Origin of the sequence: Sphingobium sp. CFD-2 (assembly GCF_024611135.1) — a bacterium.
GTDB classification, from domain to species: domain Bacteria; phylum Pseudomonadota; class Alphaproteobacteria; order Sphingomonadales; family Sphingomonadaceae; genus Sphingobium; species Sphingobium fuliginis.
Map to the genome: position 1 here is coordinate 168,768 of NZ_CP084408.1, position 22,589 is coordinate 191,356.

General features: G+C 63.1%; 25 protein-coding genes, 1 pseudogene and 1 other annotated feature. Of the genes and pseudogenes, 9 read left to right on the plus strand and 17 right to left on the minus strand.

All coding sequences use genetic code 11. The annotated features are described in order from the left end of the window. Positions 1-128 precede the first annotated feature (128 nt). Entirely contained in the window at positions 129-1,391 is a 1,263-nt protein-coding gene (gene istA, locus LDB29_RS28050) for an IS21 family transposase (protein ID WP_119750086.1), read from the plus strand. Beyond that, positions 1,388-2,248 carry an IS21-like element helper ATPase IstB gene (gene istB, locus LDB29_RS28055; protein ID WP_119750084.1) on the plus strand — a complete coding sequence of 287 codons (861 nt, stop codon included), beginning with the start codon at positions 1,388-1,390 and terminating at the stop codon, positions 2,246-2,248. Before istA (LDB29_RS28050) ends, istB begins: the two co-directional genes overlap by 4 nt. Before the next feature lie 78 nt (positions 2,249-2,326). On the opposite strand, the pseudogene LDB29_RS28060 reads toward istB, so the two are convergent. Together LDB29_RS28060 and istA (LDB29_RS28065) are read right to left on the minus strand one after the other, a co-directional pair. Beyond that, positions 2,327-2,497 (minus strand): annotated as a pseudogene (locus LDB29_RS28060) (ATP-binding protein); the annotation flags it as partial. Further along, positions 2,494-3,948 (minus strand): IS21 family transposase, encoded by a 1,455-nt coding sequence (gene istA, locus LDB29_RS28065; RefSeq protein WP_218036328.1) that lies wholly within the window; start codon positions 3,946-3,948, stop codon positions 2,494-2,496. The gene istA (LDB29_RS28065) and the pseudogene LDB29_RS28060, both read right to left, overlap by 4 nt. A gap of 278 nt (positions 3,949-4,226) precedes the next feature. Between istA (LDB29_RS28065) and LDB29_RS28070 the strand changes: the two genes are divergently transcribed. Further along, entirely contained in the window at positions 4,227-4,694 is a 468-nt protein-coding gene (locus LDB29_RS28070; protein WP_257558644.1) for a hypothetical protein, read from the plus strand. 394 nt (positions 4,695-5,088) lie between these two features. Here the strand turns inward: LDB29_RS28070 and LDB29_RS28075 are convergent, their stop codons facing one another. Next, the gene (locus LDB29_RS28075) at positions 5,089-5,334 is read right to left on the minus strand and encodes a hypothetical protein (RefSeq protein WP_373886402.1); all 246 of its coding nucleotides are present in this window, start codon (positions 5,332-5,334) and stop codon (positions 5,089-5,091) included. 146 nt (positions 5,335-5,480) lie between these two features. On the opposite strand from LDB29_RS28075, the gene LDB29_RS28080 reads away from it, so the two are divergent. Next, on the plus strand, positions 5,481-6,158 hold the full coding sequence (locus tag LDB29_RS28080; RefSeq protein ID WP_007684587.1) for a hypothetical protein: 678 nt from the start codon (positions 5,481-5,483) through the stop codon (positions 6,156-6,158). Here the strand turns inward: LDB29_RS28080 and LDB29_RS28085 are convergent. The 7 genes from LDB29_RS28085 to LDB29_RS28115 form a co-directional block, all read right to left on the minus strand. After that, positions 6,138-6,764 carry a DUF6088 family protein gene (locus LDB29_RS28085; RefSeq protein ID WP_041865604.1) on the minus strand — a complete coding sequence of 209 codons (627 nt, stop codon included), beginning with the start codon at positions 6,762-6,764 and terminating at the stop codon, positions 6,138-6,140. The two genes, LDB29_RS28080 and LDB29_RS28085, sit on opposite strands and share 21 nt — an antisense overlap. Before the next feature lie 145 nt (positions 6,765-6,909). Then, on the minus strand, positions 6,910-8,016 hold the full coding sequence (locus LDB29_RS28090; RefSeq protein ID WP_015449364.1) for a relaxase/mobilization nuclease domain-containing protein: 1,107 nt from the start codon (positions 8,014-8,016) through the stop codon (positions 6,910-6,912). Further along, positions 8,009-8,545 carry a plasmid mobilization relaxosome protein MobC gene (locus LDB29_RS28095; protein ID WP_015449365.1) on the minus strand — a complete coding sequence of 179 codons (537 nt, stop codon included), beginning with the start codon at positions 8,543-8,545 and terminating at the stop codon, positions 8,009-8,011. Before LDB29_RS28095 ends, LDB29_RS28090 begins: the two co-directional genes overlap by 8 nt. 251 nt (positions 8,546-8,796) lie before the next feature. Next, positions 8,797-9,729, minus strand: a complete 933-nt coding sequence (locus LDB29_RS28100; RefSeq protein WP_015449366.1) for a ParB/RepB/Spo0J family partition protein — start codon at positions 9,727-9,729, stop codon at positions 8,797-8,799. Beyond that, on the minus strand, positions 9,729-10,493 hold the full coding sequence (locus LDB29_RS28105) for a ParA family protein (protein ID WP_021245271.1): 765 nt from the start codon (positions 10,491-10,493) through the stop codon (positions 9,729-9,731). The genes LDB29_RS28100 and LDB29_RS28105 overlap by 1 nt, the downstream gene beginning before the upstream one ends. Before the next feature lie 13 nt (positions 10,494-10,506). Further along, positions 10,507-10,683 carry a hypothetical protein gene (locus LDB29_RS28110; protein WP_017182162.1) on the minus strand — a complete coding sequence of 59 codons (177 nt, stop codon included), beginning with the start codon at positions 10,681-10,683 and terminating at the stop codon, positions 10,507-10,509. 183 nt (positions 10,684-10,866) lie between these two features. Beyond that, the gene (locus LDB29_RS28115) at positions 10,867-11,259 is read right to left on the minus strand and encodes a DUF3768 domain-containing protein (protein ID WP_021245272.1); all 393 of its coding nucleotides are present in this window, start codon (positions 11,257-11,259) and stop codon (positions 10,867-10,869) included. Between the two features lie 585 nt (positions 11,260-11,844). Here LDB29_RS28115 and LDB29_RS28120 point away from each other — a divergent pair. The 3 genes from LDB29_RS28120 (at position 11,845) to LDB29_RS28130 (ending at position 13,203) form a co-directional block, all read left to right on the plus strand. After that, a complete protein-coding gene (locus LDB29_RS28120) occupies positions 11,845-12,009 on the plus strand; it encodes a hypothetical protein (RefSeq protein ID WP_007682673.1) in 165 nt (54 codons plus the stop codon). A 93-nt stretch (positions 12,010-12,102) separates the two neighbouring features. Next, the gene (locus tag LDB29_RS28125) at positions 12,103-12,624 is read left to right on the plus strand and encodes a hypothetical protein (protein WP_021223781.1); all 522 of its coding nucleotides are present in this window, start codon (positions 12,103-12,105) and stop codon (positions 12,622-12,624) included. 144 nt (positions 12,625-12,768) lie between these two features. Then, the gene (locus tag LDB29_RS28130) at positions 12,769-13,203 is read left to right on the plus strand and encodes a thermonuclease family protein (protein ID WP_025546704.1); all 435 of its coding nucleotides are present in this window, start codon (positions 12,769-12,771) and stop codon (positions 13,201-13,203) included. Positions 13,204-13,278: 75 nt separating this feature from the next. Here LDB29_RS28130 and LDB29_RS28135 read toward each other — a convergent pair whose 3' ends face one another. The 5 genes from LDB29_RS28135 to LDB29_RS28155 form a co-directional block, all read right to left on the minus strand. Beyond that, complete coding sequence (locus LDB29_RS28135; protein WP_046765830.1) at positions 13,279-13,686, minus strand: single-stranded DNA-binding protein; 408 nt, start codon at positions 13,684-13,686, stop codon at positions 13,279-13,281. A 432-nt stretch (positions 13,687-14,118) separates the two neighbouring features. Continuing rightward, positions 14,119-14,754, minus strand: a complete 636-nt coding sequence (locus tag LDB29_RS28140; RefSeq protein WP_137710502.1) for a hypothetical protein — start codon at positions 14,752-14,754, stop codon at positions 14,119-14,121. A 110-nt stretch (positions 14,755-14,864) separates the two neighbouring features. Next, positions 14,865-15,806 carry a DUF2493 domain-containing protein gene (locus tag LDB29_RS28145; protein ID WP_020820493.1) on the minus strand — a complete coding sequence of 314 codons (942 nt, stop codon included), beginning with the start codon at positions 15,804-15,806 and terminating at the stop codon, positions 14,865-14,867. Between the two features lie 557 nt (positions 15,807-16,363). Continuing rightward, complete coding sequence (nhaA, locus tag LDB29_RS28150; protein WP_015449370.1) at positions 16,364-17,548, minus strand: Na+/H+ antiporter NhaA; 1,185 nt, start codon at positions 17,546-17,548, stop codon at positions 16,364-16,366. A 167-nt stretch (positions 17,549-17,715) separates the two neighbouring features. Next, positions 17,716-19,020 carry an SLC13 family permease gene (locus LDB29_RS28155; protein ID WP_015449371.1) on the minus strand — a complete coding sequence of 435 codons (1,305 nt, stop codon included), beginning with the start codon at positions 19,018-19,020 and terminating at the stop codon, positions 17,716-17,718. Positions 19,021-19,333: 313 nt separating this feature from the next. Between LDB29_RS28155 and LDB29_RS28160 the strand changes: the two genes are divergently transcribed. Continuing rightward, a complete protein-coding gene (locus LDB29_RS28160) occupies positions 19,334-19,996 on the plus strand; it encodes a hypothetical protein (RefSeq protein ID WP_253719234.1) in 663 nt (220 codons plus the stop codon). 290 nt (positions 19,997-20,286) lie between these two features. Here LDB29_RS28160 and LDB29_RS28165 read toward each other — a convergent pair whose 3' ends face one another. Further along, on the minus strand, positions 20,287-20,469 hold the full coding sequence (locus LDB29_RS28165) for a zincin-like metallopeptidase domain-containing protein (protein WP_021223750.1): 183 nt from the start codon (positions 20,467-20,469) through the stop codon (positions 20,287-20,289). A gap of 73 nt (positions 20,470-20,542) precedes the next feature. Here LDB29_RS28165 and LDB29_RS28170 point away from each other — a divergent pair. After that, positions 20,543-21,771 (plus strand): IS3 family transposase gene (locus LDB29_RS28170; protein WP_128830678.1). Its coding sequence is split into 2 segments (ribosomal slippage): positions 20,543-20,831 and positions 20,831-21,771, totalling 1,230 coding nucleotides; the frame shifts between segments, so codons are not numbered across the junction. After that, positions 20,824-20,940: a sequence feature (AL1L pseudoknot), on the plus strand. (Overlaps the previous gene by 117 nt.) On the opposite strand, the gene LDB29_RS28175 is transcribed toward LDB29_RS28170, so the two are convergent. After that, the gene (locus LDB29_RS28175) at positions 21,695-22,531 is read right to left on the minus strand and encodes an ArdC family protein (RefSeq protein ID WP_257558665.1); all 837 of its coding nucleotides are present in this window, start codon (positions 22,529-22,531) and stop codon (positions 21,695-21,697) included. The two genes, LDB29_RS28170 and LDB29_RS28175, sit on opposite strands and share 77 nt — an antisense overlap. Between the last annotated feature and the right edge of the window lie 58 nt (positions 22,532-22,589).

The following is a 22,589-nucleotide window of genomic DNA, read 5'->3' on the forward strand; positions in this document are numbered from 1 at the left end:
CGCAAAAGTGGGCTTTGAAAATTCCCTAGTTGGTGGCCCCTTCATCTCATTCTGCCGGGGCTAGCCCCGGCAGAATGAGATGAGCCGACATTGTCCTCATCTCCTTTGCAGACGCGGAGACGGGGCCGATGATCCGACTTGGAGAATTGATGATGATCCTCGAACTACATCGACAGGGCGTATCGATATCCGCCATTGCCCGACGCACTGGTCGCGACCCCAAGACCATCCGAAAATATATCGAACGGGGCATCGAGGCCCCGGTTTACGGCCCGCGCATGCTTGGCCGACCGAACAAACTGGCACCCTATCTAGAATTTTTGCGTGAACGAGTGACGGCCTTTCCCGATCTGACGGCGGCGCGTCTGACGCGGGAAATCCGTGAGCTGGGGTATATGGGCGCCTATACCGCGGTAAAGCGGTTCCTGGCAGCGATCCGACCGGAAAACGGCCCCAAGCCCTTCGAGGTTCGCTTCGAGACGCCGCCTGGCGTGCAGGCACAGGTCGACTTTGCCCGGTTCGTCGTCGAATTTACCGATGAGCCCGGCGTCAGCCGGATCGTCTGGCTGTTCAGCCTGGTGCTGGGCCATTCGCGCTTCCTGTTTGCGCGCTACGTCATGCATCAGGATCTCCAAAGCCTGTTGCGCTGTCATATGCAGGCCTTTGAAGCGCTCGGCGGCGTCCCGATCGAAATCCTCTACGATCGCATGAAAACCGCCGTGACCGGGGAAGATGATCAGGGCCATATCATCTACAATCGATCATTGCTGGCTCTGGCCGGGCATTATCGCTTCGTGCCACGCGCCTGCCGTCCCTATCGGGCCAAGACCAAGGGAAAGGTCGAGCGGCCGTTCAGCTATATCCGCAAGGACTTCTTCCTGGGCCGGAGCTTCCGCAATCTGGACGATCTCAATGTCCAGCTGATCGACTGGCTCGATACCGTCGCCAACGTCCGTGTCCACGGCACGACGCAGCGGATTATTGCTGAAGCCTTCGCCGCCGAGCAGCCTGAGTTGCAGCTGCTTCCGGCGGGCCGCTTTGACGCTGTTCTGAAGCTGGAGCGCCGCGTCAGCCACGATGGGATGGTCTCGGTCGGCGGCAATTACTACAGCGTTCCCGATCGCACCCGGCGCGTCGTCGAAATCCAGCAGTTGCCCGACAAGATCCGGATCGTAGACCGGGGCCAGGTCATTGCCGAGCACCCGGTTCTTGAGGGGCGCCGGCAGTGCAGGATCGATCCTGCGCACCGGACAGGCAGCAGCGGCGCCAAGCGCCGTATCCATGGTAAAGAGGTAATCGCCATCGGTCGTGTAGGCGAGCATGTCACCGTGCGCTCCCTGGCCATCTATCAAGCGATCGGCAGCCAACTGGCGCGGGGAGAACGGCCATGAACCATGGGGGTGCCGCATCCCGCGTCGATAATATCCGCCGCAGCCTGGTCCATCTCAAAATGCCACGCGCCCTGGAGATGCTCGACGCCACCCTGCGCGGCATAGAGCAGGGCAAAATCGATGGCATCGAGGCCATCGACATATTGCTGAACGAAGAACTGTCGCTCCGGGAGAACCGCAGGATCAAGGCAGCCCTGCGCATGGCAAGGCTGCCGATCATCAAGACGCTGGACGGATATGACTTCTCCTTCCAGCCATCGCTCGACCGGAACCGCATCCTGGCGCTCGCTGGCCTGGACTTCATCAACCGGGCCGAGGTGGTGCATCTGCTGGGCCCGCCCGGTACCGGGAAAAGCCATATCGCCACGGCCCTTGCCGTCGAGGCCGTGAAGGCGGGCAAGAGCGTCTACTTCATCCCGCTCGCCGATCTGATCGCTTCACTGACCAAGGCTGAACGCGAGGGCACGTTGCGCGAGAAGATCCGCTTCCTATGCCGATCCTCCCTGCTCGTCGTCGACGAGATCGGGTATCTTCCCGTCACGCCCGGCGGCGGCAATCTCTTCTTCCAGCTCGTCAACGCCCGATATGAAAAGGGTGCCATGATCCTGACGTCAAACCGCGGCTTCGCCGAATGGGGTGATGTCTTTGGCGATCCGGTGGTGGCCACCGCGCTGCTCGACCGCCTTCTTCACCACGCTGTGGTCATCCAGATCGAGGGCTCCAGCTATCGCATGCGACAGCACGCCGACCTGCTGCCCGAGCATGCGCGCATGGCACCGTCCAACAACCCGCCGCCCTTGCCAAAGCGGCGCGGCCGCCCGCCAGCAAAGGAAAAGCCCGATCTCCATCACGGCTGATCACCGACACAAACCCTCCCGCCAAACTAGGGAATTTTAGATGCCCACTTTTGCGGAATCTTCGGTGCCCGTTGACAGGCGTTCCCGGTCGATCAGCTCCAGTTCGACAAGCCGGGCAAGGTAGCGGACGTGATCTGCGCCCTCGGCCGCGCATCGCCGGGCCAGCTTGTCATGCTCGCGCAGGAAGGTTGGTAGCTTGAGCGTCTTGAGGTGGCTGGCCAGTAACAGCTCGGGGGACGGACTGCTCATGCCGCATCCTTCGCATCGCCCGAGAGCAACTGCATGTAGGAGCGCGCCGATGTCGTCTCCACCCTGGCTCTGGGCAGATAGGGATAGATCGCCATGTCCAATCGGGGTGGTCGGCGCTCCACCCGGCACAGCAGGAGATGCTTCACGGCATCAAAGCCGATCGCCCCGATATCGAGAGCCTGCTTTACGGCCGCATGCAGATCGGCAAGCGTGAAGCTCTCCAGCAGACGCAGCACCTGCACATACTCGCGCCGACCATGCTTGCCCATACGAGCTTCCATGAGGCGGCGCAGCGTTGCAAACGCTTCGGGCAGGTGCCAGCCTTGCAGGGGCGCTGCCTGATCGAGCGCATTGATCTTCTGTTCGATCAGGGGAAGGTAATGGATGGGATCGAAGATCACGTCCTCGCGCTCGTAGCTGCGCACATGACGGGCAATGACCTCGCCCCGGCAGCCGATCACCACCTCGCCGACATAGCCCCGGATCCATACCTCCTGATGGCCGAAGCGCACCGGCACCGAGTAATCATTGGTCCGGTAACGCACCAGCGCCTGCGACGAGACCTGGCCGCTGGTCTGGTCACAAGCCTCGAACGGGGCAGCCGGCAGTTCCTGCATCGCCGCCAGATCGCGCTTCAGCCTCTCGCCGATCGTCTCGCTCTCGCCCCGCAGCCGGTCGTTCTGACGCTTGCGGCATTGCTCCTCGAGCCACAGGTTGAACGCCTCCCACGTCGCGAACCGGGGGATCGGCACCATGAAGTTGCGGCGAGCATAACCGACCAGCCCTTCAACACTGCCTTTGTCGTTCCCCCTGCCGGGACGGCCGTAACGATCGCGGATCAGGTAATGCGACAGGAAGCCGCTGAACAGCCGGGCGCGCTGCCTCGTGCCGTCGGGCAGGATCTTCGAGACCAGGCAGCGGTCGTTATCGTAGACGATCGACAGCGGCACCGCGCCGAAAAACGCGAAGGCGTGCACGTGGCCGTCCATCCATGCCTCGGCAACGGCAGCGGGATAGGCGCGCACGTAGCAGGCGTCGCTGTGCGGTAGATCGAGCACGAAGAAATGCGCCTTCTGCACAACACCGCCGATCTCGACCATGGCCTCACCAAAATCTGCCTGGGCATGGCCGGGCGCATGCGCCAGCGGCACGAACATCTCCCGGCTGCGCTGCTCGCGCTGTCGGATGTAATCCTTGATGATCGTGTAGCCGCCGGTGAAACCGTGCTCTTCGCGAAGGCGGTCAAATACCCGCTTCGCCGTATGACGCTGCTTGCGCGGAACCTGACGGTCACCATCAAGCCATGCATCGATGATCGGAACGAACGCTTCCAGCTTGGGCCGCCGCACCGCCGCCGTCCGGCGGTAACCGGGGGGCTCCGAATACGACAGCATCTTGCGGACCGTGTCGCGCGATACGTTGAAATGCTTCGCCGCCTCACGCTGGCTCATGCCGCCCGCGCAAGCAAGACGCACCTTCAGGTAAAGATCCACGGTATATATCTCCACGCCCTCCCTGCTCGCGCAAAGAAGGCAAAGTGGACGACTTTTACGCCGCCCGCAGCAGCACTTCGCCGCCGCCACCGTGGTCTAATTTTGCACCGCCGTTCTCACTTTGCTGCAGCCAATGCGGACTCCTCCTGGCTGGACAGGGGAGGCGGCGGTCGAGGCAAGAGCCGCTGCGGACATTCGCTGCCGCGAGTGTCCAGCTTTCCTTCGAACAGGATTTAATGGCGGCGCTATCCGGGCAGCCGGTGGGCGTCAGGTGGTGCGGCGCGGCCAAGCCGGCTGAATTGCTGGCTGCGGTCAGCGACATTGCCGATGTTCTTTGCGCGGCGTCCGGTCATAGGGGCGACGTTCCGCTCGATGCCTTTGATACATGCTCCCATTATCGACCCCGGCTCCATCTTCCGAACGTGCACCACAAACTGTGCGGCCTCTCAGCCGATTGGCGCAGACAGGTCATCGCGGCGGTTCTGGCGGTGATTGGGGACGCAAATGTCTGCGCCGTTATGGCGAGTGATCAACGCCTGGAAGAAAGACCGATCCTCGAAGAATTTCGGCAATGGAGCGGGTCACTGGAATGGCTGATCCATTTCATCCGCCCAGCCTATCGGCATGGATTGTATCGGCGAGCAACGCATTGGCCACCGCGGCTGCGCGCCCGATATCGCGCTGGGGTCACAGGCCTGTACTGAAGCAAAAACCGGTTTTCAGTCAGGCGGCACTTTCATCTATCTGCTGGACAGTTGAATTTCAGTGATCAGGCGCTGTGTCGAATTCACCGGTCACGCTCTTACGCTATGGCCGGAAACCGGGAGTTCGTGGTAATGTAGCAGTGCGAGTCCTCTCATGAATAAAGGAACAGCAGGCCAGACGAGTCCACCGATCTCAGGGAAATATCCACCGATCTTGGGTAATTTTTGTCCAGTGATCTCGGGTAAATCAATCTCGAAACAGTCGGAGTCCACCGATCTTCGGGAATCGACACTGACTGATCCTGAGCACATGACTCGGCGCCATTTAACATAAGATATATTATCAAACTTTTATCGTTTTATATCAATCATTTATCATCTGAAAGAGCAAGGGTCATTCCGGTGAATTGATATCCGCCCAATAGGTGATCTCCTCGAAAAGGTGCATGCCTTCCGGATCTTCCCATCCCTTACGCCCGTCATCCCATCGGCCGATTACGGGGCGATCTCCTTCCCAGAGCAGCATGAGGCGACGGTCTTTTCGGTCGTCGGGCATCGCGCCAATCGGGTCCCACGGGATGTATTTCGCTGTGATCACGCAAAATCTCCTCGCATGCCGGCGGCGCGCGAGTTCATTCACGCTGCGCTGCTCCAGCAACGGCATTGAAGATCGAATCGACGATGTCTAGAAATAAAGTGCCCCGACGGTTTGCAAAGCAGGGACCGCCGGGGGATACCCAGTTCATATGGCGCAAGGGTGCCTAAAAATCAAGTGAAAAGGTTCCCGTGCCAACATTCGTTCATGCCTTGTCCGCTGACCGCTTCGACACTTATCTGAAGTGGGCCGGAGCCGATCAGACGCTCGCAGAGCGCCTGTACACCTATAATGTGCAGCTTTCCGCAGCCCTCTATGGCCCTCTACACATGCTCGAGGTCGTGCTGCGTAACATGGCGGACGCGCGGCTTGCGGCCCAACATGGCGCCGCCTGGATCGACGATCCTGCGATCCTTGTGACGAACTATCAGACGGGCGCAATCGCAAAAGCACGGCAAACGCTGCAGAAAGACGGGAAGGCAGCGACCCGTCCGCAGATCGTAGCGGAGTTGAACTTCGGCTTCTGGGCGTCACTCTTCGGCCCCAAGTCACACCACCTCTGGCAAAGCCTGCGACCCATCTTTCAGGCCAAAGGCGTACAGCGCGGTGTGATCGCGCGGGACTTGCGCGACCTGCGTATATTGCGCAACCGCGTCGCCCACTATGAACCCATCATCGCGCTTCCGCTCGCGCAGCGCTATGCGAGTATCACGACCTTGACGGGTTGGCTGTCTCCAAGCGCCGCGACATGGATCGCCAAGTATTCGACATGGCCGACACTTTATCCGGCCGTACCCATCCTTGTGCCCGACCCTGCATCTGGAGATTTGCTGGTGGCGCCAGCAGCGCTACCCTTTCTCCCTGCATGACCTATCTCTCCGCGACGCCTGGATCTTGAGGACAATGTCGCCCATCCAGCCCGGCATGGCCGAGCGGGCCGCGACGAGCGCGCGCGTATCGGCATCGTCGAGGCGCGCGGCGAAGCGCCCGATCGCATCCGCGTCGATATTGCCCTTCCCCAGATGCGCGAGCGCCTGGACGATCGCATTCACAGACTCCGGCGCGTCGAGCACCGGCGCGCGGCTGTGCTTCAAGGTAACGCTGCGGCCGCCAGCCTTGGCGGTGCGGGTGCGACCGCTGGTGGCGTAGCTCGCCCGGGCGGGCACCTGTGTCGAGAGACCAAGGCTATTGGCCGCCGCCGCTCCCGACGGCGCGAGCGCATCGCCGCTCTGCGCGGAGAGCGCTTGGGCCACCTGCCCGAGATCCGGGCTCAGGGCACCAAGCTTGTCATGCTGGCGGGGATAGTCGTAGAGACCGCGGCCGATCCGGCGGATGTCACCGGCATGCGCGAGACGCGACAGCGCCATGTCGACCGAGCCGCGCGTACCGAAGTCAACGAACTGCTTGGGCGTAAACACCCAGCCACGGCCCTTGCCGCGCACACGCTTCATAATCCGATCAGCCACCGCAGACATGTCCAAGCTCCTGTCTGTTAGATAATAGGATGGTTTTTTCTAACAAGCTATGACCACAGAAAGCGCCAGTTCCCTCGACTTTCCAAGACATTCTAGCACATGGTAGTGGGAGCATCCCTTCGCAAGATCAACCGCCCCATGCGAATCAACGCTCCCGCCCACGCTCCGGCGCTGGCTGCTCGGGACCAGCTCCACCCTCCAGCTCGCGCGCCGGCTGTGTCGCTTGCCGCCCCTGCATCATCTCGCGGGCCAGGGCCAGACGTCGGGAGACCGCCGGCGGCATAGCCGCCAGGAAACCCGCAATTTCGTCGGAAAGCGCCTGGTCGTCGGCCTCGCCGGTACGTGCAAGCGCCACCGCCGCCTCCGCATAAGCACCGCGTATCTGCTTCTGGCGAACCAGCGCCATCACGTCCTGCGGCCGCCGTTCCTCATCGCGCGCGTGCGCAAAGGCCCGGGCGCGCAGCACGTTGAGTTCATCCATATTGAGCCGGCGCCCCTCCTGACCGATCCGAGCATCGAGATGCAGCGCTGCAGAGCGCACACGCTTTTGAACGTGACCGCGTGCGCGTCTGGGCGTCGCCTCAGCCGCGATGCCGCGCGCCCGTAGCTCATGCGCGAATGTCTCTCTCATATGATGGAGGTCGGCCTTGCGCGGGTTGAACCGCCTACCGTCCGCACCTTCGGTGGCCACCGTCAGATGGATATGCGGATGATCGGTATCGGTGTGGAGCGCCAGCATATAGGCGTGATTGTCCTCGAACAGGATGCGGGCGAACGCCTGGGCGGCATCCTGCAGCGTCTCGGGATCGGTCGAACCGCCGGGCATGGAAAGGACCAGCGACAGCGAGGTCGGCCGGTCGCGGCCATGCTCGTTCATCGCCTCGTCGAGCATGGCCCAGTCCTGCGCGATCTCCTTCAGCCGTTTGGGATCATCGATGATCTCGCCCTCGCTCGAGCGCACCGCAAGCTTCCCGTGCCGCGCAACATAGCCGAAATGCTCCGATAGATGATGCGCGCCATATTGCTTGCCCGAGACCTTGACCATGACCTCCGGGGCCTTGCGCACGATCCGCTCGAGCTTGGCCCGAGCCTCGGCCTGGCTCAGCGGCACGGACCGCCCCTGCCCTCCCCGGCCCGGTGCGCCGCGTCCGATGCGGACATAGGCCCCCCGCAGTGTCCGTTTACCGCCGGTGGGCGGCCGCCATGCCTCCATGAGGCTGGGCAGCGGCAGGATGCCCTCCTCCTCAAGCATCGAGGCTATCCCAATAGGCAAGATCGCCGTTGAGCGCGGTGCCGAGACCGGCAAGCGCCATCCGGATTTCCGTGCGAAAGCTTGCCACCCGCGCCGCCTCGCGCGCGACATCGAGCCCGGATTCGACCATCACCGATGCGTTGAGCGCCCGCGTCGCCTGATTGAGATTGATGCCGATCCGGTTGAGCTCGCGCCACGCCTGGGCCACTGCCGCCCGTTCTTCAAGCGGCAGCGGTGCCGCCGAATGCAGCCGGCAGCGCACCAGCCTCGTCACCCAGTCGGTTCGCTTCATACCCAAAGCATCGGCCTTGGCATCCAGCGCGGCAATTTCCGCATCGGTCAGCCGGATCTCAAACCGCCGTGTTGCTCGCTCCCGCCGACGGACTGGCCCCGACCTCTCGCCCTCCTCCGCGTCCACTGCATTCATGACGAGGCGCCGCAGCAAAACCGAGCGGCCACCGGCGCTCTCCGCCACAGCATCGAAGCGCTGGGCGATGTCATCGTCGAGACGGAAGGTGAAGACGGGCATGCATCAAAGGCTATTGTCATACATCCCCGGCGTCACGCCTATCCGGCCCTCACCTTCACTCAACTCATCTGATAGTCTGCTTGAGCAGACTTCGACCATATTTGGGAAAATGCGCCTATCATTCACGCCTGATCCACGAAGGGCGGCGCCAACGGCGCCGCCCCAGCTCGGACCTGCGCAAAAGGCCGCACCCCGAAAGGGGCACGGCCGACATACACACGAACAGGATATGCGAACGCGGAGGAAGAGGGTCAGAGCATCGCGGCGTCGGGGCGTCCCTCAGACGCGGAGCAAAGTCGTTCGGTCGCCACCTCTTGCCGAGAACCATCGCCGAAGATCACGACGACACGCGGGCCAAGGACAAGACGCGCGGGACGGCCATCAACTTCAACGGCAAGGCTGGCCTCTGGCGTTTGCTCCCCTGGTCGCGCGACTGGCTCAGTCCCTCCCCGCGGTTCCGGACGAGCGACGGTCACTGCCGCGGCCTGCATCGGCGTTGCCTCGATGCTGGGAATGTCCGCCTTACCCTTCAGCCCGGCAATGAACCGCGCGCCTTCCGCCAATGTCGCGCCGCTCTCATCCCAGGCGCCCACATAGGCCTCGACTTCCGCAGGATAATCCCTGGCTGTGCGATGCAGGTCATAGAGCAGCCGGATCGGCGCGCGCGGGAGCGCCTCCCTGAGATAGGCAGGCATGTCACCATAGGCCGCATAGAGCGAGACGAACTGCTTGGAGCGTCCCAGCGCAGCAGCGATTTCGACCTGGCTCATGCCGCCCTTGAGCATACGGGCAATCGCATGAGCGAGCTCGACCGAAGACAGGTTCGCACGCTGATCGTTTTCAACGATCTGATCGGCCAGCAGATGGGTTCCCTCGCCCTCGGCCACGATAATCGCCGGGATCGTCACCCGGCCCGCGAGCTCGGAGGCACGAAAGCGCCGCTCGCCCAACCGGATGCGATACAGGCCAGCGGCGTCGGCGGGAGCAACCGTGATCGGCTGCAAGACCCCGCGGGCCGCTATGGACGCCGCAAGCTCGGCCAGGGCGTCGTCGTCGAAACTGCGCCGGGGATTGCCGGGGTCGGGGATGACCCGCTCCAAAGGAATATCCTCGACCCGGCGCGCCATTTCATGCGCGCCGACCAACAGGCCAAACTCCTCGATGCGTTCATCGAACTTACCCATCAGGCGGCGGCCGCTGGCGCTGAACCCAGTCGCCGTTCGATCTCGGCGAGGATCGGCCGAATTTCCTCGGCCGCCGCCTTGGCGCCGCCACCCCCTTCCATCCAGACCGGTCGATGATTTTCCGCGGCATGCTTATAGGTCGGTCGCGCCTTGATGAAGGCAGGGAACATCAGCCGCTCGCCCACCGCGTGGGCGAGCTTGACGGCATTGTCTATTTCGCGCCGGTCGAACGGGTTGACCATTGATGGCAGCAATCCGAGGAAATCGATCTTGCGCCCTGCCCTCGCCGCCTCGGCCTTGCGCAGCGCGGTCAGCAGCATCTTGGCGCATTCGACTGAATCTTCGGCGACCTGGACCGGCGCGATCACTGCGTCGGCGACCGCGAGAGCGCTCAGGGTAAGCTCGTCCCATTTGGGACCGGTATCGATCACGCACAGGTCGAAATGAGGCGCGAGCGCAGGAAAGCGGCCGAGAAAGTCGCGCACATCCTGTGCCGCCTTGATCATCTGCAAACGCTGGTCGGCAGCGAGCAAAGTGAGCCCGACCTGGCCATCGGCGGCAAGCGCCGCCGATGGATCGAAGAGATCGGCCGCGAAGCCACCCGGCCGCTCGCCGGCCAGACGGCGCGAGGAACTACCTTGCGGGTCCAGGTCAACGAACACAACCCTGCGTCCCGCCGCTTCGGCCAGATACCAGGCGAGATGCGTGGCGAGGAAGGTCTTGCCTACCCCGCCCTTGAGAAGGCTCACAGCGATCGTCCTCATCGGGGCGGCCAGCTCAACAATAGTCTTCCGGACCGTCGCGCAGATTGCGCTCATAATGGTCACGCGATGACCAGTCGCCGCCACCGCCAATGCCCGGACCGACATAGCGGAACAGGTAGACGGTGAGCGCAAAACAGCCGAACGCAAAGAGGATCGCGTGATCGGGATGGGCGGCGAAATAAGCGGACATGGCGTTAACTCCTCAAATGGTCTGATCCCGCGGCGGTTCACGGCTTTGCACCGGCCCGGGGGCGATGCTCCGGTGCACCCTCCCCTCCCCGAGCGCACTTGGTGCGTGGACATCCTTTGCGCGCAGTCTGCTCAAGCAGACTTTTCACGGCCATCCCCCCGGTCAGGGGGATGGCCGTGCCGATCAGTATTCTTCGGCGAGTAGGATCGTCAGAACCCGAGTGGTGACGTCGGGATTGGCTGGATCGGGTGAGCCCCAGGCAAGCTCGAGATCATAATAATCGATCTTCCAGTAGAGAATGGCGCTGTCATATTCGAAGCGACCAAAATCATGCTCGCCCAATGGATCGTTGTCGGAATTGAAGCTGTCATAATTTCGCACCGTGCGCAGGATCTCAGCGCGTCTGCGAAATCCGCGGAAGAGGGACACATCCCCGACCAGCGCGGCAACGCCCGCGGTCATGACGATCTGGTTTCGGCCAGGGCTGCAAATAGATCTCCGCAGGCTGTCATTCAGTGCGGCGATGCGGTCGATCCGCTCGGCTCGGTCTGCCGATTGTTGAGAAGGCTGCGACATGGCTGTGACTCCGGTCTGGATCAGCCCCGCCCATCGGGGCCTTCCGACAGGCGCCCCAAAGGGCGGCGTCATAGCGGGGTCGTGCACCCGGAGGGTCGCAACGCAGTGGAGAAGCCCGCCTATGCGGGCTTGCTCGGCCCCGCGCGCCGACCAGGAAGCCGACAACGGAAAAGGACCCAATGGCGTGGACACCTGTCCGGTGTCGCACCCGTGTGATTGGCGCTCTCGGACTGCAGGAGACTCACCCTCTCGATTACGCCCATCTCAAGCCGAAGTTCGAGATCGGTGGGAATGCCGAAGCAGCAGGCAAATGATGGGTATGCCATCGTCGGACCGGCGGGGCGGGGTGACCGCCGGGGCAAAAGTCGGCGGGATCATGGGGGTCATGGCCGGCGGGTCCACCCGCTCTCAATCAGGCGCGATCCTTGGTCCGACCGGCGGCCTATTGCGATCAACCCGCAAGGGGTCCGGTCGCTGCGCTACGGCTTTTTGGGCTGCGCCAAAAAAGTGATCGCGGCCGCCGGCTGGACACATCGGGCGCCAGTCGAGCGGGACGGACCCGCCGGCGCGCAAAGGAACCCCGACATGTTCACCGACATTGCAACCGCTCGTCGTCACGCCTTCAGTCTCTCGCGCAGCCTCATGGTGGTCACCTTCGTCATCGCGATCGGGCAGCAATATGGGGTCATCACCGCAGAGGATGCGGACGGCAGCGTTGCCCTGGTGGCCGAATATGATCCATTCGCCTGATGGCTCCTCCGGGAGCCTACGGCTCCCGGCTTTGCCATGGAGGGCGTGTCATTGATTCAAGGAAAATAAAGGCGGCAGCGCTAGGCGTTTGGCATGGATGAAGGTGCGCCAATCGAAATTGCCAACGATGATCCCTTGTGGAACCAGGCGATCCAAGATGTGAACGCGTGGCGAGGCGCGTGTTTGCAGCATTTCTCGGCGGCTGAAGCGGCCGTCACCGAAACGCTGCTCCTTCTCAAGGCCATTCCGGGTCGAGGGGAGACAGTACGGCTGCGGCATTTGATCGGTCAGCGGTTCGATGACCTCAGCAAACTTATCGAGGCAGAAGGCGCTTTCGCTCAAGAAGGAAAGGCGGCCGCCAAGGCCCTTTCGGATCTCCGCACACTCGAGGGCCTACGGTCGTTTCTTGCCCATGGTCAGGCGAAGATCGCGCTTGAGCGAACCGGCAAATGGATCGTGATCTTGCGCCATGTCTCGATCCGCGGACAGCAGGCTGAACGCCTTATGCTGCTTTGCGAGCAAGCCGAAGCGGAAGAAAGGCTCGCTGATCTGAAGCGTAAAAGCCAGAAGCTGTGCTCTGTTCTCGGCAATTTCCGGAGAACCGTGAAGAGCTGAACGGGCGGCTCCGGCGAACCCGGATCGGGCTCTAGGCTTCGCCCTGAGACTTGGATTTCCAAGTCTCAGCCCATTAGGGTGACGATCCCTGCCGTGAGCGGTGGTGGCATGACAAGCACGCGCCGCTGGGCTAGCGTCGCCGCGATGCTGTTCGCACTCCTGCTTGCCGCCACCGTCATTCCCGATGGCCAAGTCTTCACCTGCACACCGACGCGCGTCTGGGATGGAGACGGGCCGATCTGGTGCCGCGAAGGTGTGCATGTCCGTCTCGCCGGAATTGCGGCCCGCGAGATGGACGGCAGTTGCCGGCCAGGTCAGCCCTGCCCCGAGGCGAGCGCCCTCGCCGCCCGTGACGCTCTTGTTAATCTGCTCGGCGGCGCTCAGGGGCGGACCAGCACGGGCCACATTCTGGTCGATGGTCCCACCATGCGCTGCCTTTCAACCGGCAACGCACGCGGCAACAGGACCGGTGCCTGGTGCGCCGCGCCCTCTATCGGCGACCTGAGCTGCGCCATGATCCGCACCGGCACCGTGCTGCGCTGGGATCGCTATGCCCAAGGGCGATGCCGATCCCGCTGATCCGCTTGCCTCCTTTCCCGCCCGAGCAGGGAAATAGGCCCGGCGGCGAGGCCGCCGGGCCTGATGGGACCGATTTCAGAATGGGATTTCATCATCCTCGGGCTCGTGGCCGCCGCCCGCATTGTCGTTCGCCTTGGCGCGGGTGAGGAAGGTCACCTCATCGGCGATGATCTCGACGCCGTAGCGCTCGATATTCTCGTTGTCGGTCCAGCGGGTGTAGTGAATGCGGCCACGGACCATGACCTTCATGCCTTTGTCGACATACTGCTCGACCGTCTTGCCGACCCCGTTGAAGCAGGTGATCCGGTGCCATTCGGTATCCTCGAGCCGGCGGTTGTTGTCGTCGCGGAGGATCTTGCCGTTGCTGTCGCGCTTCGGACGCGAGGTGGCGAGGCTGAAATGCGTGATGCGGGTGCCGCCCTGGGTGGTGCGGGCTTCGGGCGTGGCGCCGACATTGCCGGCGAGGATGACGAGATTGTGCATGGCTGGAGTTCCTTCGAACTGGGTCCAAGGGACCGTCCCTTCGACTGATCCCCGGCCAAGGCGGACAGGACGGATCATCCACCGGCAGGCGCAGCGCCGGGAAACCCCGAGACAAGGGGTGGTGCGGGCAGCCGTGGTACACGGCAACTCGGCCCGAAGGATCGCGGGTTGGATGGACCGGACGGCCGACTTAGGGGTCAGATGAGGAGAAAGACGGCTCGTCGCTTGGCCGTGCCAGGAACCCCTCATGGTAATCACGGGCATCCCCGACCTATAGGGCCACGCCGGTCCAATGCCTTGGCGAACCTCAAGCTCGACTTTGCCCCGCCCGCCGCCCAAGCCGCGCGGCGAAACGGACCATATCCCGCGCCGCCGTCCGGCGGAACCCAAACCATGGCATGCTCATGCTAGGGGACGGGCAAGAAGGCGCAGTTACGGCGTCGGCATCGGCAGGCTCAGTCCGGCCGCCACGGCATCGAGGAACGAGCCAGTCGCGCGCAGCACGGCCGCGAAATCGCAAACATAACCATCCGCCACCAGCGCGTCGATACGATGCCCGGCATAGGCGGGACCGAGGCTTGTAAGCAAATCGACGAGAATACGGCCTCGGGTGGGCAGGCCAAGCCGCCGCGCTTCGTCGAAGGCGGCGATGAGGTCGTGACGAATATCGCGCGCGACCTCATCGTGCGACCAGCCCCGGCTCATAAGATAGGCTTTGAGCCCCAGCTCGCAGGATATCGCCAGCAGGTGCAGCGCGGGAGCAAGAGCAACGGTGGCTCCAAAGCGTGCCCCTTCGTGAAACTCGCGCGCGCGATCAAGGAAGATCGAGGCGGTCTGTCGATCGCCGGGCTCCGCCAATCTCTCGATCGCGCGCCAGCGGCGTGGCGACAGCTGGCCGAGCCATGCCGGGCCGCCTTGGTTGCGCAACTGGCGCAGGCAGGCGCCATTGGCCTCTTCGACGTCGCGGCCGGTCGACCACAAAAATAGCAGCTTCGCTTTCCAGCGGCGGCCATGCGCCGCGCGAAAGGCAAGGAGCGCGCGCGCCGTGGGGTGATCGGGCATGAACATGATGCAAACCTCCGGGAAACGGGACGCACCCGCCCTGCCCTCCTCCCCTCCGGCATTCGCAGCATTTCGAAACGGGGTAAGCCGGCCGCCAAAGCGGCCGGCGCGGCGGATCAGCCGCAGGGTCGCGACGCTGGCGGTGTGCCAAGCGGTCCGCGGCGATCAACGACGTGGATGCCCCGCGCCTTGGCCTCGATCACCAGCCTTTCGGTGACACCATTGCCTTGGAAGGCGATAACGTAGCGCGGCTTGACCGATAGCATCTGCTCATTGCGGCGGAACCCGGCGCGATCGCCGAGCTTGCGATCGAGCCCGAACCGCAGCTGCTGGATGCCGTTCTGCTCGGCCCAGGACGCGGCCAGGCGCTCAATGCCTTTCATGTCACCGCCATGGACGAGATACATGTCGCCCACCCGCTCGCGGACGGCATTGAGCGTTCGCAGCAGGTTATCCGCAAACTGCTTGGCCTCGTCGTCGCTGGCGAAACGCAGCCGCCCGCCGGCGAAGATCACGGGCGTACCATGGACCATATTGGCATCGCGCACCCGTTCTCGCCGCGCCTGGAGATAGGACCGGCCATCGACTATCGCCGCGGTCGTGCCGAGAGAAATGCGGTTGCCCGACGCCGGCACCCAGGAACGGCCCGTCTCGTGGAGATAATGGCGGGCCGCCGTGTCGCGCATGGTCTCATAGGCCTCGGCGGACTGTTCGATCTTGCGGGCGAGATCGATCTTGTCCTCAAGGTCGGCGGTCGCGACTTCCGAGCCATCCTGCTCGGCTAGCAGAAGCCGAATCTCGTCCGTCAGCCGGTCGATCATCTGGTGCTTCTTGGCGGCGGCGCGGTGGAAGAGATTGACCAGGCCCCAGCCCAGATCCTCGATGTCGCGCTCGAGCGCACTAAAGGGGAAAAGCGCGAAAAGATCGCTCCAGACAGCGCTGACGGTTTGTTCCATGGCTTCGGCGGGGGGCGGCGCCTCCAGGGTGCGCAGGTCGCCAGTGTGATCAAGATGACCAAGTTCGAGGGCGGAGAGTATCGCCGAGAGAGTGCTGGTCATGAGCTTTGCCTTTCGTTCCACTTGGGGCCGGCGGCCCATCCGCCGGATGCGCAGCCTCCGGGCCATCGAAGGAAGCGGCGGCAGCACCGCCGGGCAAAGCCCAAGGGAAACCCGGGACAATGCCGGGTGGAGCGGGCAGGCGCGCAAGCGCCAACACGGCCGGATTGGCCCCGGATTGCGGCAGCCAGCGCGATGGCCCAAGCATGCGCATCCTCTGGCGAGGGGCTGAGGCTTCATGGAATCAAGGAGCAGCGATTTTCCAGCGATCGTGTCAAATCTCGGATGCTGGATCTCGTCGCATCATGATCGACGCCTCCCGAACAGGCAGAGCTTGGGACGTTTCTGCCGTTCCCAAGCGCGTCCTTGGATGACAGGTTTTGCCGAAACCCGTCATTTCCAACTTAGCGATCCAAGCCCATCGGCCCTTCAAATACCGCACCAAGCCGCGAGATTGCACCACCCGATGAGTTCATCGATCCAGTGATCGCTGGTGGTGCCTCTCGGCTTCAGATCGATCCCATGCCCTCTGCGGGCGGCGTGCGATGCGGTGGGGCTGCTCAGACCGCGTCGGATTTTTGCCGGCGGATGGCGAGGGCCAGCACGCCATACCCCAGGAGTCCGGAGACAAGTGATCCAATGAGAACGCCAAGCTTCGCCTCCGCCTGAAGCATCGGCGCGCCCGGAAAGGCCAGGAGCGTGATGAAAATGCTCATCGTAAAGCCAATCCCGCATAAGAGAGCGACGCCGAGCATATGCAAACGGGTCGCATGGGCTGGCATATGCGCGATGCCAAGCCGGATCGCGAGTATCGAAACCCCGAGCACGCCAGCGACCTTGCCAAGCAGCAGACCCAGCGCTGCCCCAAGCGTCACCGGTGCGGCAAAGGCGCCCGCCGGGAGTGCTAGCACCGGCACACCGGCATTGGCGAAGCCGAAGATCGGCACGACCAGGTAGCCAACCGGCAAATGAAGCCCATGTTCGAGACGATGAAGTGGACTGCGCGCGTCGCCATCAGGCCGCGCGGGTGTGCGGTCCATAAGGATGGTGAACGCGAGAATAACCCCGGCGAGCGTGGCATGGATGCCCGAGCGATAGACGAAGAACCACAGGGCTCCGCCCAGGATCAGATAGGGTAGGAGGCGACGCACACGGAGGCGATTCAGGCCGTAAAGCATGCCGGTGAATATGCCGGCACCGGCAAGGTCAGGCAGAGACAGGTCAGCGGTATAGAAAAGCGCGATGATAAGGACAGCACCCAGGTCATCGATGATCGCCAGCGCCGCGAGGAATATCCTGAGCGATGCGGGGACGCGATTGCCCAGGAGCGCGATCACGCCGAGCGCGAAAGCGATGTCGGTAGCGGCAGGGATCGCCCAGCCTGCCGCAGTTGGCCCCTGGTTGAAAGCAAGGTAGACGAGCGCGGGCACGGCCATGCCGCCGGCGGCAGCGATGCCCGGCAGGACGCGCCTCGGCCAGGTGGATAGCTGGCCGTCCAGCATCTCACGCTTAATTTCCAGCCCGACGAGCAGGAAGAAGAGGGCCATCAGGCCATCGTTGATCCAGTGCGCCAGCGAAAGCGGACCGAGGTTTGAATGAAGGACCGCCTCATATCCGGAGCGCAAGGGCGAGTTCGCGATGATGAGTGCCAGCGCAGCGGCCGCCATCAACACCAGGCCCGCAGAAGACTGGCTGTTGAGAAAGGCGCGAATGGCGCTGGGGTGTAAGACACGGAAAGTCTTCATGAGACGGGGCTCCAGGCACAGCTATCGTGCTGGCGGCCCGACCAGCACGAAGTCCTGCCCGTCCCTTATCGGGGGCGAACACCCAGGGACGCTATTGCATCCATGGCGTGAGCGCACAAGTTGAGCTGCTTGGCCTTTCGAAGCCTAAGCGGCTCAAGAGAGCGGCATTAAAAAGGAAAGGCCGCCTGGATCGCTAGGATCGCCACTGCAAACGTGATCAGATTGAGCGGTAGCCCGACGCGGACGAAGTCCATATAGCGGTAGCCCGCCATCTGGTAGACGATGACATTGGTCTGATAACCAAAGGGTGTCGCGAACGCCGCGCTGGCCGCCATCATGACGGCAATAAGAAACGGACGTGGACTGACCCCCAGACTGTCGGCCAGCGCAACAGCAACAGGCGTCACCAACACCGCGACCGTGGCGTTGGAGAGCAGTTCGGTCAGCACCATGGTGACGCCGTAGAGCACGATGAGTGCAACGAGCGGGCTCAGCCCCTCAACGCTGGCGATAAGCAGTCGCGAGGCCTGCGATGCCAATCCGCTCTGGTCCATGGCTATGCCCAGCACGACCATCCCGGCGATCAGGATAAGGATTTCCGGTTTGAGACCAGCATAGGCTTCATCCGGGCTGATCACGCGAAGCAGGATGAGCGCGACAGCGCCTGTAAGCGCCGTTGCGGCGATCGGTGCAATGTTGACGGCCGCAAGCGTGATCACGGCTACGAATATACCGGCCGCCAGTGCGGCCTTGCGTGGTTGCAAGGCGCGCGGCTCTGCGAATAGAGTGGCGTCTCCGATCTGCGCGCTGTGGATCGCATGCGGGTCGATCGCCTTGGGGCGTATCGGCGTTTCCTCTTCGGGCCGGGCAAGCATGCGCCCGCTCACCAGGAGAAGATAGAGACCGCCGACGATCGCAACGGGCAGTCCCACAGGGGTGATCTCGAAGAAGCCGAAGCGCGGCTGTCCCGCGACGCGCGCCATGTCGTCGACAAGCAGGTTGGTGGAGGTACCAATCAACGTGCAGCAACCGGTCAGCACGGTGATATAGGAAAGCGGCATCAGATAGCGCTTGGGCGACTGACCCAGCGACTGGGCGATATCGCGGATAACAGGAGCGCCCAGCACAACAATGGGCGTCGAGTTAAGAAAGCATGAGGCGCAGCCAATCATGCTCAGGAGCAGCCAGATCCCCTTAGACCCCATGCGCTTGCACAGGCTCACCCCTAAAGCGATCGCCCGGTCGAGCAGGCCGCTAAGCTCCAGCGCGTAAGCGATGACAAAGAGCGAGGCGAGCGCCATGATTGCTGGGCTGGCGAAAGCGCTCTGCACCTCGACCGGCCTCACCACCCCGGTAATCAGCAAAAAGGCCGCGCCGCTCAGCGCTACTACGTCCGCACGCACCTTGTCCCAGATGAGCGCGGCAACGACCGTGGCCAGAACCAGGAGAGTAAGAAGTTGATCGAGCGTCATTGCGTCTCTGCCTCGGTCCAAGGTCGCCGTCTGTCAACGGAAGACGCGCCAACAGGTCTTCGGGGTGGGAGAGCAGCGGATGCTTTGCTAGGAGGGTCCTATGCAGGAGCCGACCCCTCATTCCAGTCGATTGGCGTTGGCCGGCGGGCTCATCGCGCTGCTGCTCGTGGGCGGCGGTGGCTTTTTGATCGGCCGCACAACGGCGCCTAAGCCCCCCGCTCCAACGTCGACCGCTACGACGCCCCAGCCCGCACCGCCGCCGCCGCCGCCGCCAGCAGCCATAGCGCCGCCACCGACTCTGGAACGCGCAGGCTTGATCGACCTAGTCGCCGACGCAGTAGATGCTGCCAGTGCTTCACGTCCTCTGCCGGAGGCAGTACGATCAGCGGCGGGCCGGCGCTTCGATCTGGTGCTCCCGTTCGGCTGCGAGGGGCTCGTCGATAGCGACCGGACGGCGCCGTTCGGATGGCAATATGACGCAGCAAAGACCACGCTACGCGTGTGGATTAATCCCACGCGATGGGCACGCAGCGCATGGTTCTCGGCAGAGACCGAGGCAGACAAGGCCGCGCTCGAAGGCTTCTGGATCGCCAGGCCCTGGTCGAAGGCAACACATTGTCCGGCGTCCGCGCCGGGCGGTGCGGCGCACGTCGCCGTACCCAGCCAGTCTCAAGGCGAGGTTGCGATCGCGCGCTTCATTGAAGGCGACGCGGATAAAAGTGCGCGCAGGCTCGAGATCGTCAAGCGGATGGAGCCGGGTGATTTTGATCCGGCGCGCGGCTTTGCGCTGAGGATCATCGGACGCATGCAGTCGGTCGAGGCGGGCGGGCCGGTACAATGTCTTCAGCGAACGGGATGGCAGCAAAGACCACAATGTATGATCGTCGGCGACTTTGCTGAGTTGCGCGTCGAAAATCCAAAGACGGGCGATGTGCTCGCCGTGTGGTCGATCAGCGGGACCACCCAACGCGATTGAGACAGATTGCACCGTTTCTCCAAAACGCAGTTCTGACTCGCTCATCCCAAAACAGAACGCTGCCTCTCCCTATCGCCCACCGCGCCATCGCTTATTTCCGCGCATGGGCATGCTTTCGCCGAATGGCGGCTCCGCTCCGACTCAGGCGTTCGCGCCGGTTCGAGTGGATGACTGAGTTTGGTCGGGAGCAGACATCTGGCGTTTGCCGACCCCTCCCGGAAAGACGCGGACTGTGGTCATTGGATCCGTCATCGCGATGATCACATGAACAGGCAATACTATCGACCGGCTCAAGCGGCGGCCTGCTCATCCACATCCTCGCGGGCAAGACCCGTTGCGCGCAGCAAGTAGCCTGCGGCCTCCTCTGCCCGCGCCGCCGCCGTGAGCAGAGCACGATTATCCCTGCGCAGGATCGAAAGCCAGGAACCGATATAGGCCGCATGATCGTCGAGATGGGTGGTTGGGAGACCCACATCGGCGCCAACCAGCGCTGTGAAGCGCCCCGGCTTTTCCGGAGGCTCCAACTTGTGAGAAGGAGCATCCGATATGAGCAAGACGACCAACAAATTTTCACCTGAAGTTCGCGAGCGGGCGGTTCGTATGGTGGCGGAGCAGCGAGCTGAGTATGGCTCGGAGTGGGAAGTGATGAAGTCGATCGCGGCGAAGATCGGCTGCTCGCTGGAGACGCTGCGCCGCTGGTGCCGCGAGGAGGCGAGCCGACGAGCGGGGCCAGCGGCGCTTGCCGCTGATGACCGGGAACGCCTGAGATTGCTTGAGCGCGAAGTGAAGGAACTGCGCAGGGCCAACGAGATTTTGCGCAAGGCATCAGCATATTTTGCGATGGCGGAGCTCGACCGCCCCGGGAGATGATGATGGCGTTTATCGACGCCCATCGCGAGGATTTGGGGATCGAGCCGATCTGCCGCGAGCTGGCAATCGCCCCTTCCTCTTATCGTGAACATGCCGCGCGCCGTGCCGATCCCGGAAGGCGTCCGGCACGTGCCCGGCGCGATGAGGAGATCAGGGAACAGATCAAGCGGGTCCATGAGGCCAGCTTCGGCCTTTATGGCGCACGCAAGGTCTGGCACCAGATGCGGCGTGAAGGCATCATGGTGGCGAAATGCACGGTGGAACGGCTGATGCGCGCCATGGGGCTGGCGGGCGTCCGGCGTGGAAAGAAGACGATCACCACCATCAGCAACCCGAAGGCGCAGTGTCCGCTGGACAAGGTCAATCGGGAGTTTCGCGTCAGCCGGCCCAACGCTCTGTGGGTTGTCGATTTCACCTACGTGCATACCTGGGCGGGCTTCGTCTACGTCGCCTTCGTGATTGACGCTTTTGCTCGGCGGATTGTGGGGTGGAAGGTCAGCACATCAGCCACTGCAGGCTTCGTTCTGGATGCCCTGGAGCAGGCAATTCATGCCCGCAGGCCAGGCCCCGATGACGGGCTGATCCACCATAGCGACAGGGGAGTTCAATACCTCGCGATGAACTATACTCAGCGCTTGGCCGAGGCCAAGCTCGTTCCCTCGGTTGGTAGCGTCGGCGACAGCTACGACAACGCCTTGGCCGAGACGATCAACGGCCTTTACAAGGCCGAGGTCATCTGGCGGCAGCGGTCATGGCCAAGCGTTTCGGCCGTGGAAATGGCAACGCTGCGCTGGGTCGATTGGTACAACAATCACCGGCTCTTCGGCCCTATCGGGCACATCCCGCCCGCTGAGGCTGAAGACAATTACTATGCAGCCCTCGAGAACCTCGATATGGCTGCATAGCCCAATGGAAACTGCCTCCTGAAAAGCCGGGGCGCTTCACTGCCGACAGTTCGGCGACCAACTCCTCGAACGCATAGGCCTGATCGCCGAAGCGCTTGCCGAAGGATCGGGCAAGCCGGTCTGGATGACCCGTCCAATGACCAGCCTCATGCGCGAGCGTGGCCGCCCATGCAGCACGCGTGTCGAACTGTTCGACGGGCGCCATCGTGATGAGGTCTGCGCGCAGGTTATAATAGGCGCGATCGCCTCCAGTCCGCAGCCGCGCCGGCAGGCGATCGACGAAGCGTTGTGCCCGCGCACCGAGCCGGTCGCCCGGTGGGACGAGCGATAGCGGTTCTGGATAGAAATCGGACGGCAGCGCGTCGATCTGGTCTGCATTGAAGACCGCATAGGACCGCATCACCCGGCGATGCTCATCGACCAGCTCGCCGGGACGTTCGCTGGAATCGACCTTCTTCGAATAGGCCTTGTAGAAGATTGCAAATTGCGCCTGCTCACCGGCACGGACCTGCCCGCCAAGGGTCTGCGCCTGGCGGTAGGTCATCCAATGCCGTGACCGATAGCCGCATTGCTCGGCAGCCAGCCACAGCCAAAAGGTGTTCATGCCGCGATACGGCTCGCCATTGGCCCGCAGCGGACGCCCCTGCGCCGCACACGAACGCCAGGGCCGCACCCAGGGTCGCACACCGGCATCGAGCCGGTCGATGATGGCGCACGTGATGGTCTCGGCCGGCGAGGGCCGGCCCGATGATCGAGTCATCGAGTCATGGTGGATACTCCACGAAAGAGCGGCGGCCAGCGCCGCCGATGAAGGACTG

Coding starts and splice junctions, on each gene's coding strand:
- istA (WP_119750086.1), top strand. CDS start 129: ATGATCCGACTTGGAGAATTGATGATGATCCTCGAACTACATCGACAG.
- istB (WP_119750084.1), top strand. CDS start 1,388: ATGAACCATGGGGGTGCCGCATCCCGCGTCGATAATATCCGCCGCAGC.
- istA (WP_218036328.1), bottom strand. CDS start 3,948: ATGAGCCAGCGTGAGGCGGCGAAGCATTTCAACGTATCGCGCGACACG.
- LDB29_RS28070 (WP_257558644.1), top strand. CDS start 4,227: ATGGCGGCGCTATCCGGGCAGCCGGTGGGCGTCAGGTGGTGCGGCGCG.
- LDB29_RS28085 (WP_041865604.1), bottom strand. CDS start 6,764: ATGTCTGCGGTGGCTGATCGGATTATGAAGCGTGTGCGCGGCAAGGGC.
- LDB29_RS28090 (WP_015449364.1), bottom strand. CDS start 8,016: ATGCTTGAGGAGGAGGGCATCCTGCCGCTGCCCAGCCTCATGGAGGCA.
- LDB29_RS28095 (WP_015449365.1), bottom strand. CDS start 8,545: ATGCCCGTCTTCACCTTCCGTCTCGACGATGACATCGCCCAGCGCTTC.
- LDB29_RS28100 (WP_015449366.1), bottom strand. CDS start 9,729: ATGGGTAAGTTCGATGAACGCATCGAGGAGTTTGGCCTGTTGGTCGGC.
- LDB29_RS28105 (WP_021245271.1), bottom strand. CDS start 10,493: ATGAGGACGATCGCTGTGAGCCTTCTCAAGGGCGGGGTAGGCAAGACC.
- LDB29_RS28110 (WP_017182162.1), bottom strand. CDS start 10,683: ATGTCCGCTTATTTCGCCGCCCATCCCGATCACGCGATCCTCTTTGCG.
- LDB29_RS28115 (WP_021245272.1), bottom strand. CDS start 11,259: ATGTCGCAGCCTTCTCAACAATCGGCAGACCGAGCCGAGCGGATCGAC.
- LDB29_RS28120 (WP_007682673.1), top strand. CDS start 11,845: ATGTTCACCGACATTGCAACCGCTCGTCGTCACGCCTTCAGTCTCTCG.
- LDB29_RS28125 (WP_021223781.1), top strand. CDS start 12,103: ATGGATGAAGGTGCGCCAATCGAAATTGCCAACGATGATCCCTTGTGG.
- LDB29_RS28130 (WP_025546704.1), top strand. CDS start 12,769: ATGCTGTTCGCACTCCTGCTTGCCGCCACCGTCATTCCCGATGGCCAA.
- LDB29_RS28135 (WP_046765830.1), bottom strand. CDS start 13,686: ATGCACAATCTCGTCATCCTCGCCGGCAATGTCGGCGCCACGCCCGAA.
- LDB29_RS28140 (WP_137710502.1), bottom strand. CDS start 14,754: ATGTTCATGCCCGATCACCCCACGGCGCGCGCGCTCCTTGCCTTTCGC.
- LDB29_RS28145 (WP_020820493.1), bottom strand. CDS start 15,806: ATGACCAGCACTCTCTCGGCGATACTCTCCGCCCTCGAACTTGGTCAT.
- nhaA (WP_015449370.1), bottom strand. CDS start 17,548: ATGAAGACTTTCCGTGTCTTACACCCCAGCGCCATTCGCGCCTTTCTC.
- LDB29_RS28155 (WP_015449371.1), bottom strand. CDS start 19,020: ATGACGCTCGATCAACTTCTTACTCTCCTGGTTCTGGCCACGGTCGTT.
- LDB29_RS28175 (WP_257558665.1), bottom strand. CDS start 22,531: ATGACTCGATCATCGGGCCGGCCCTCGCCGGCCGAGACCATCACGTGC.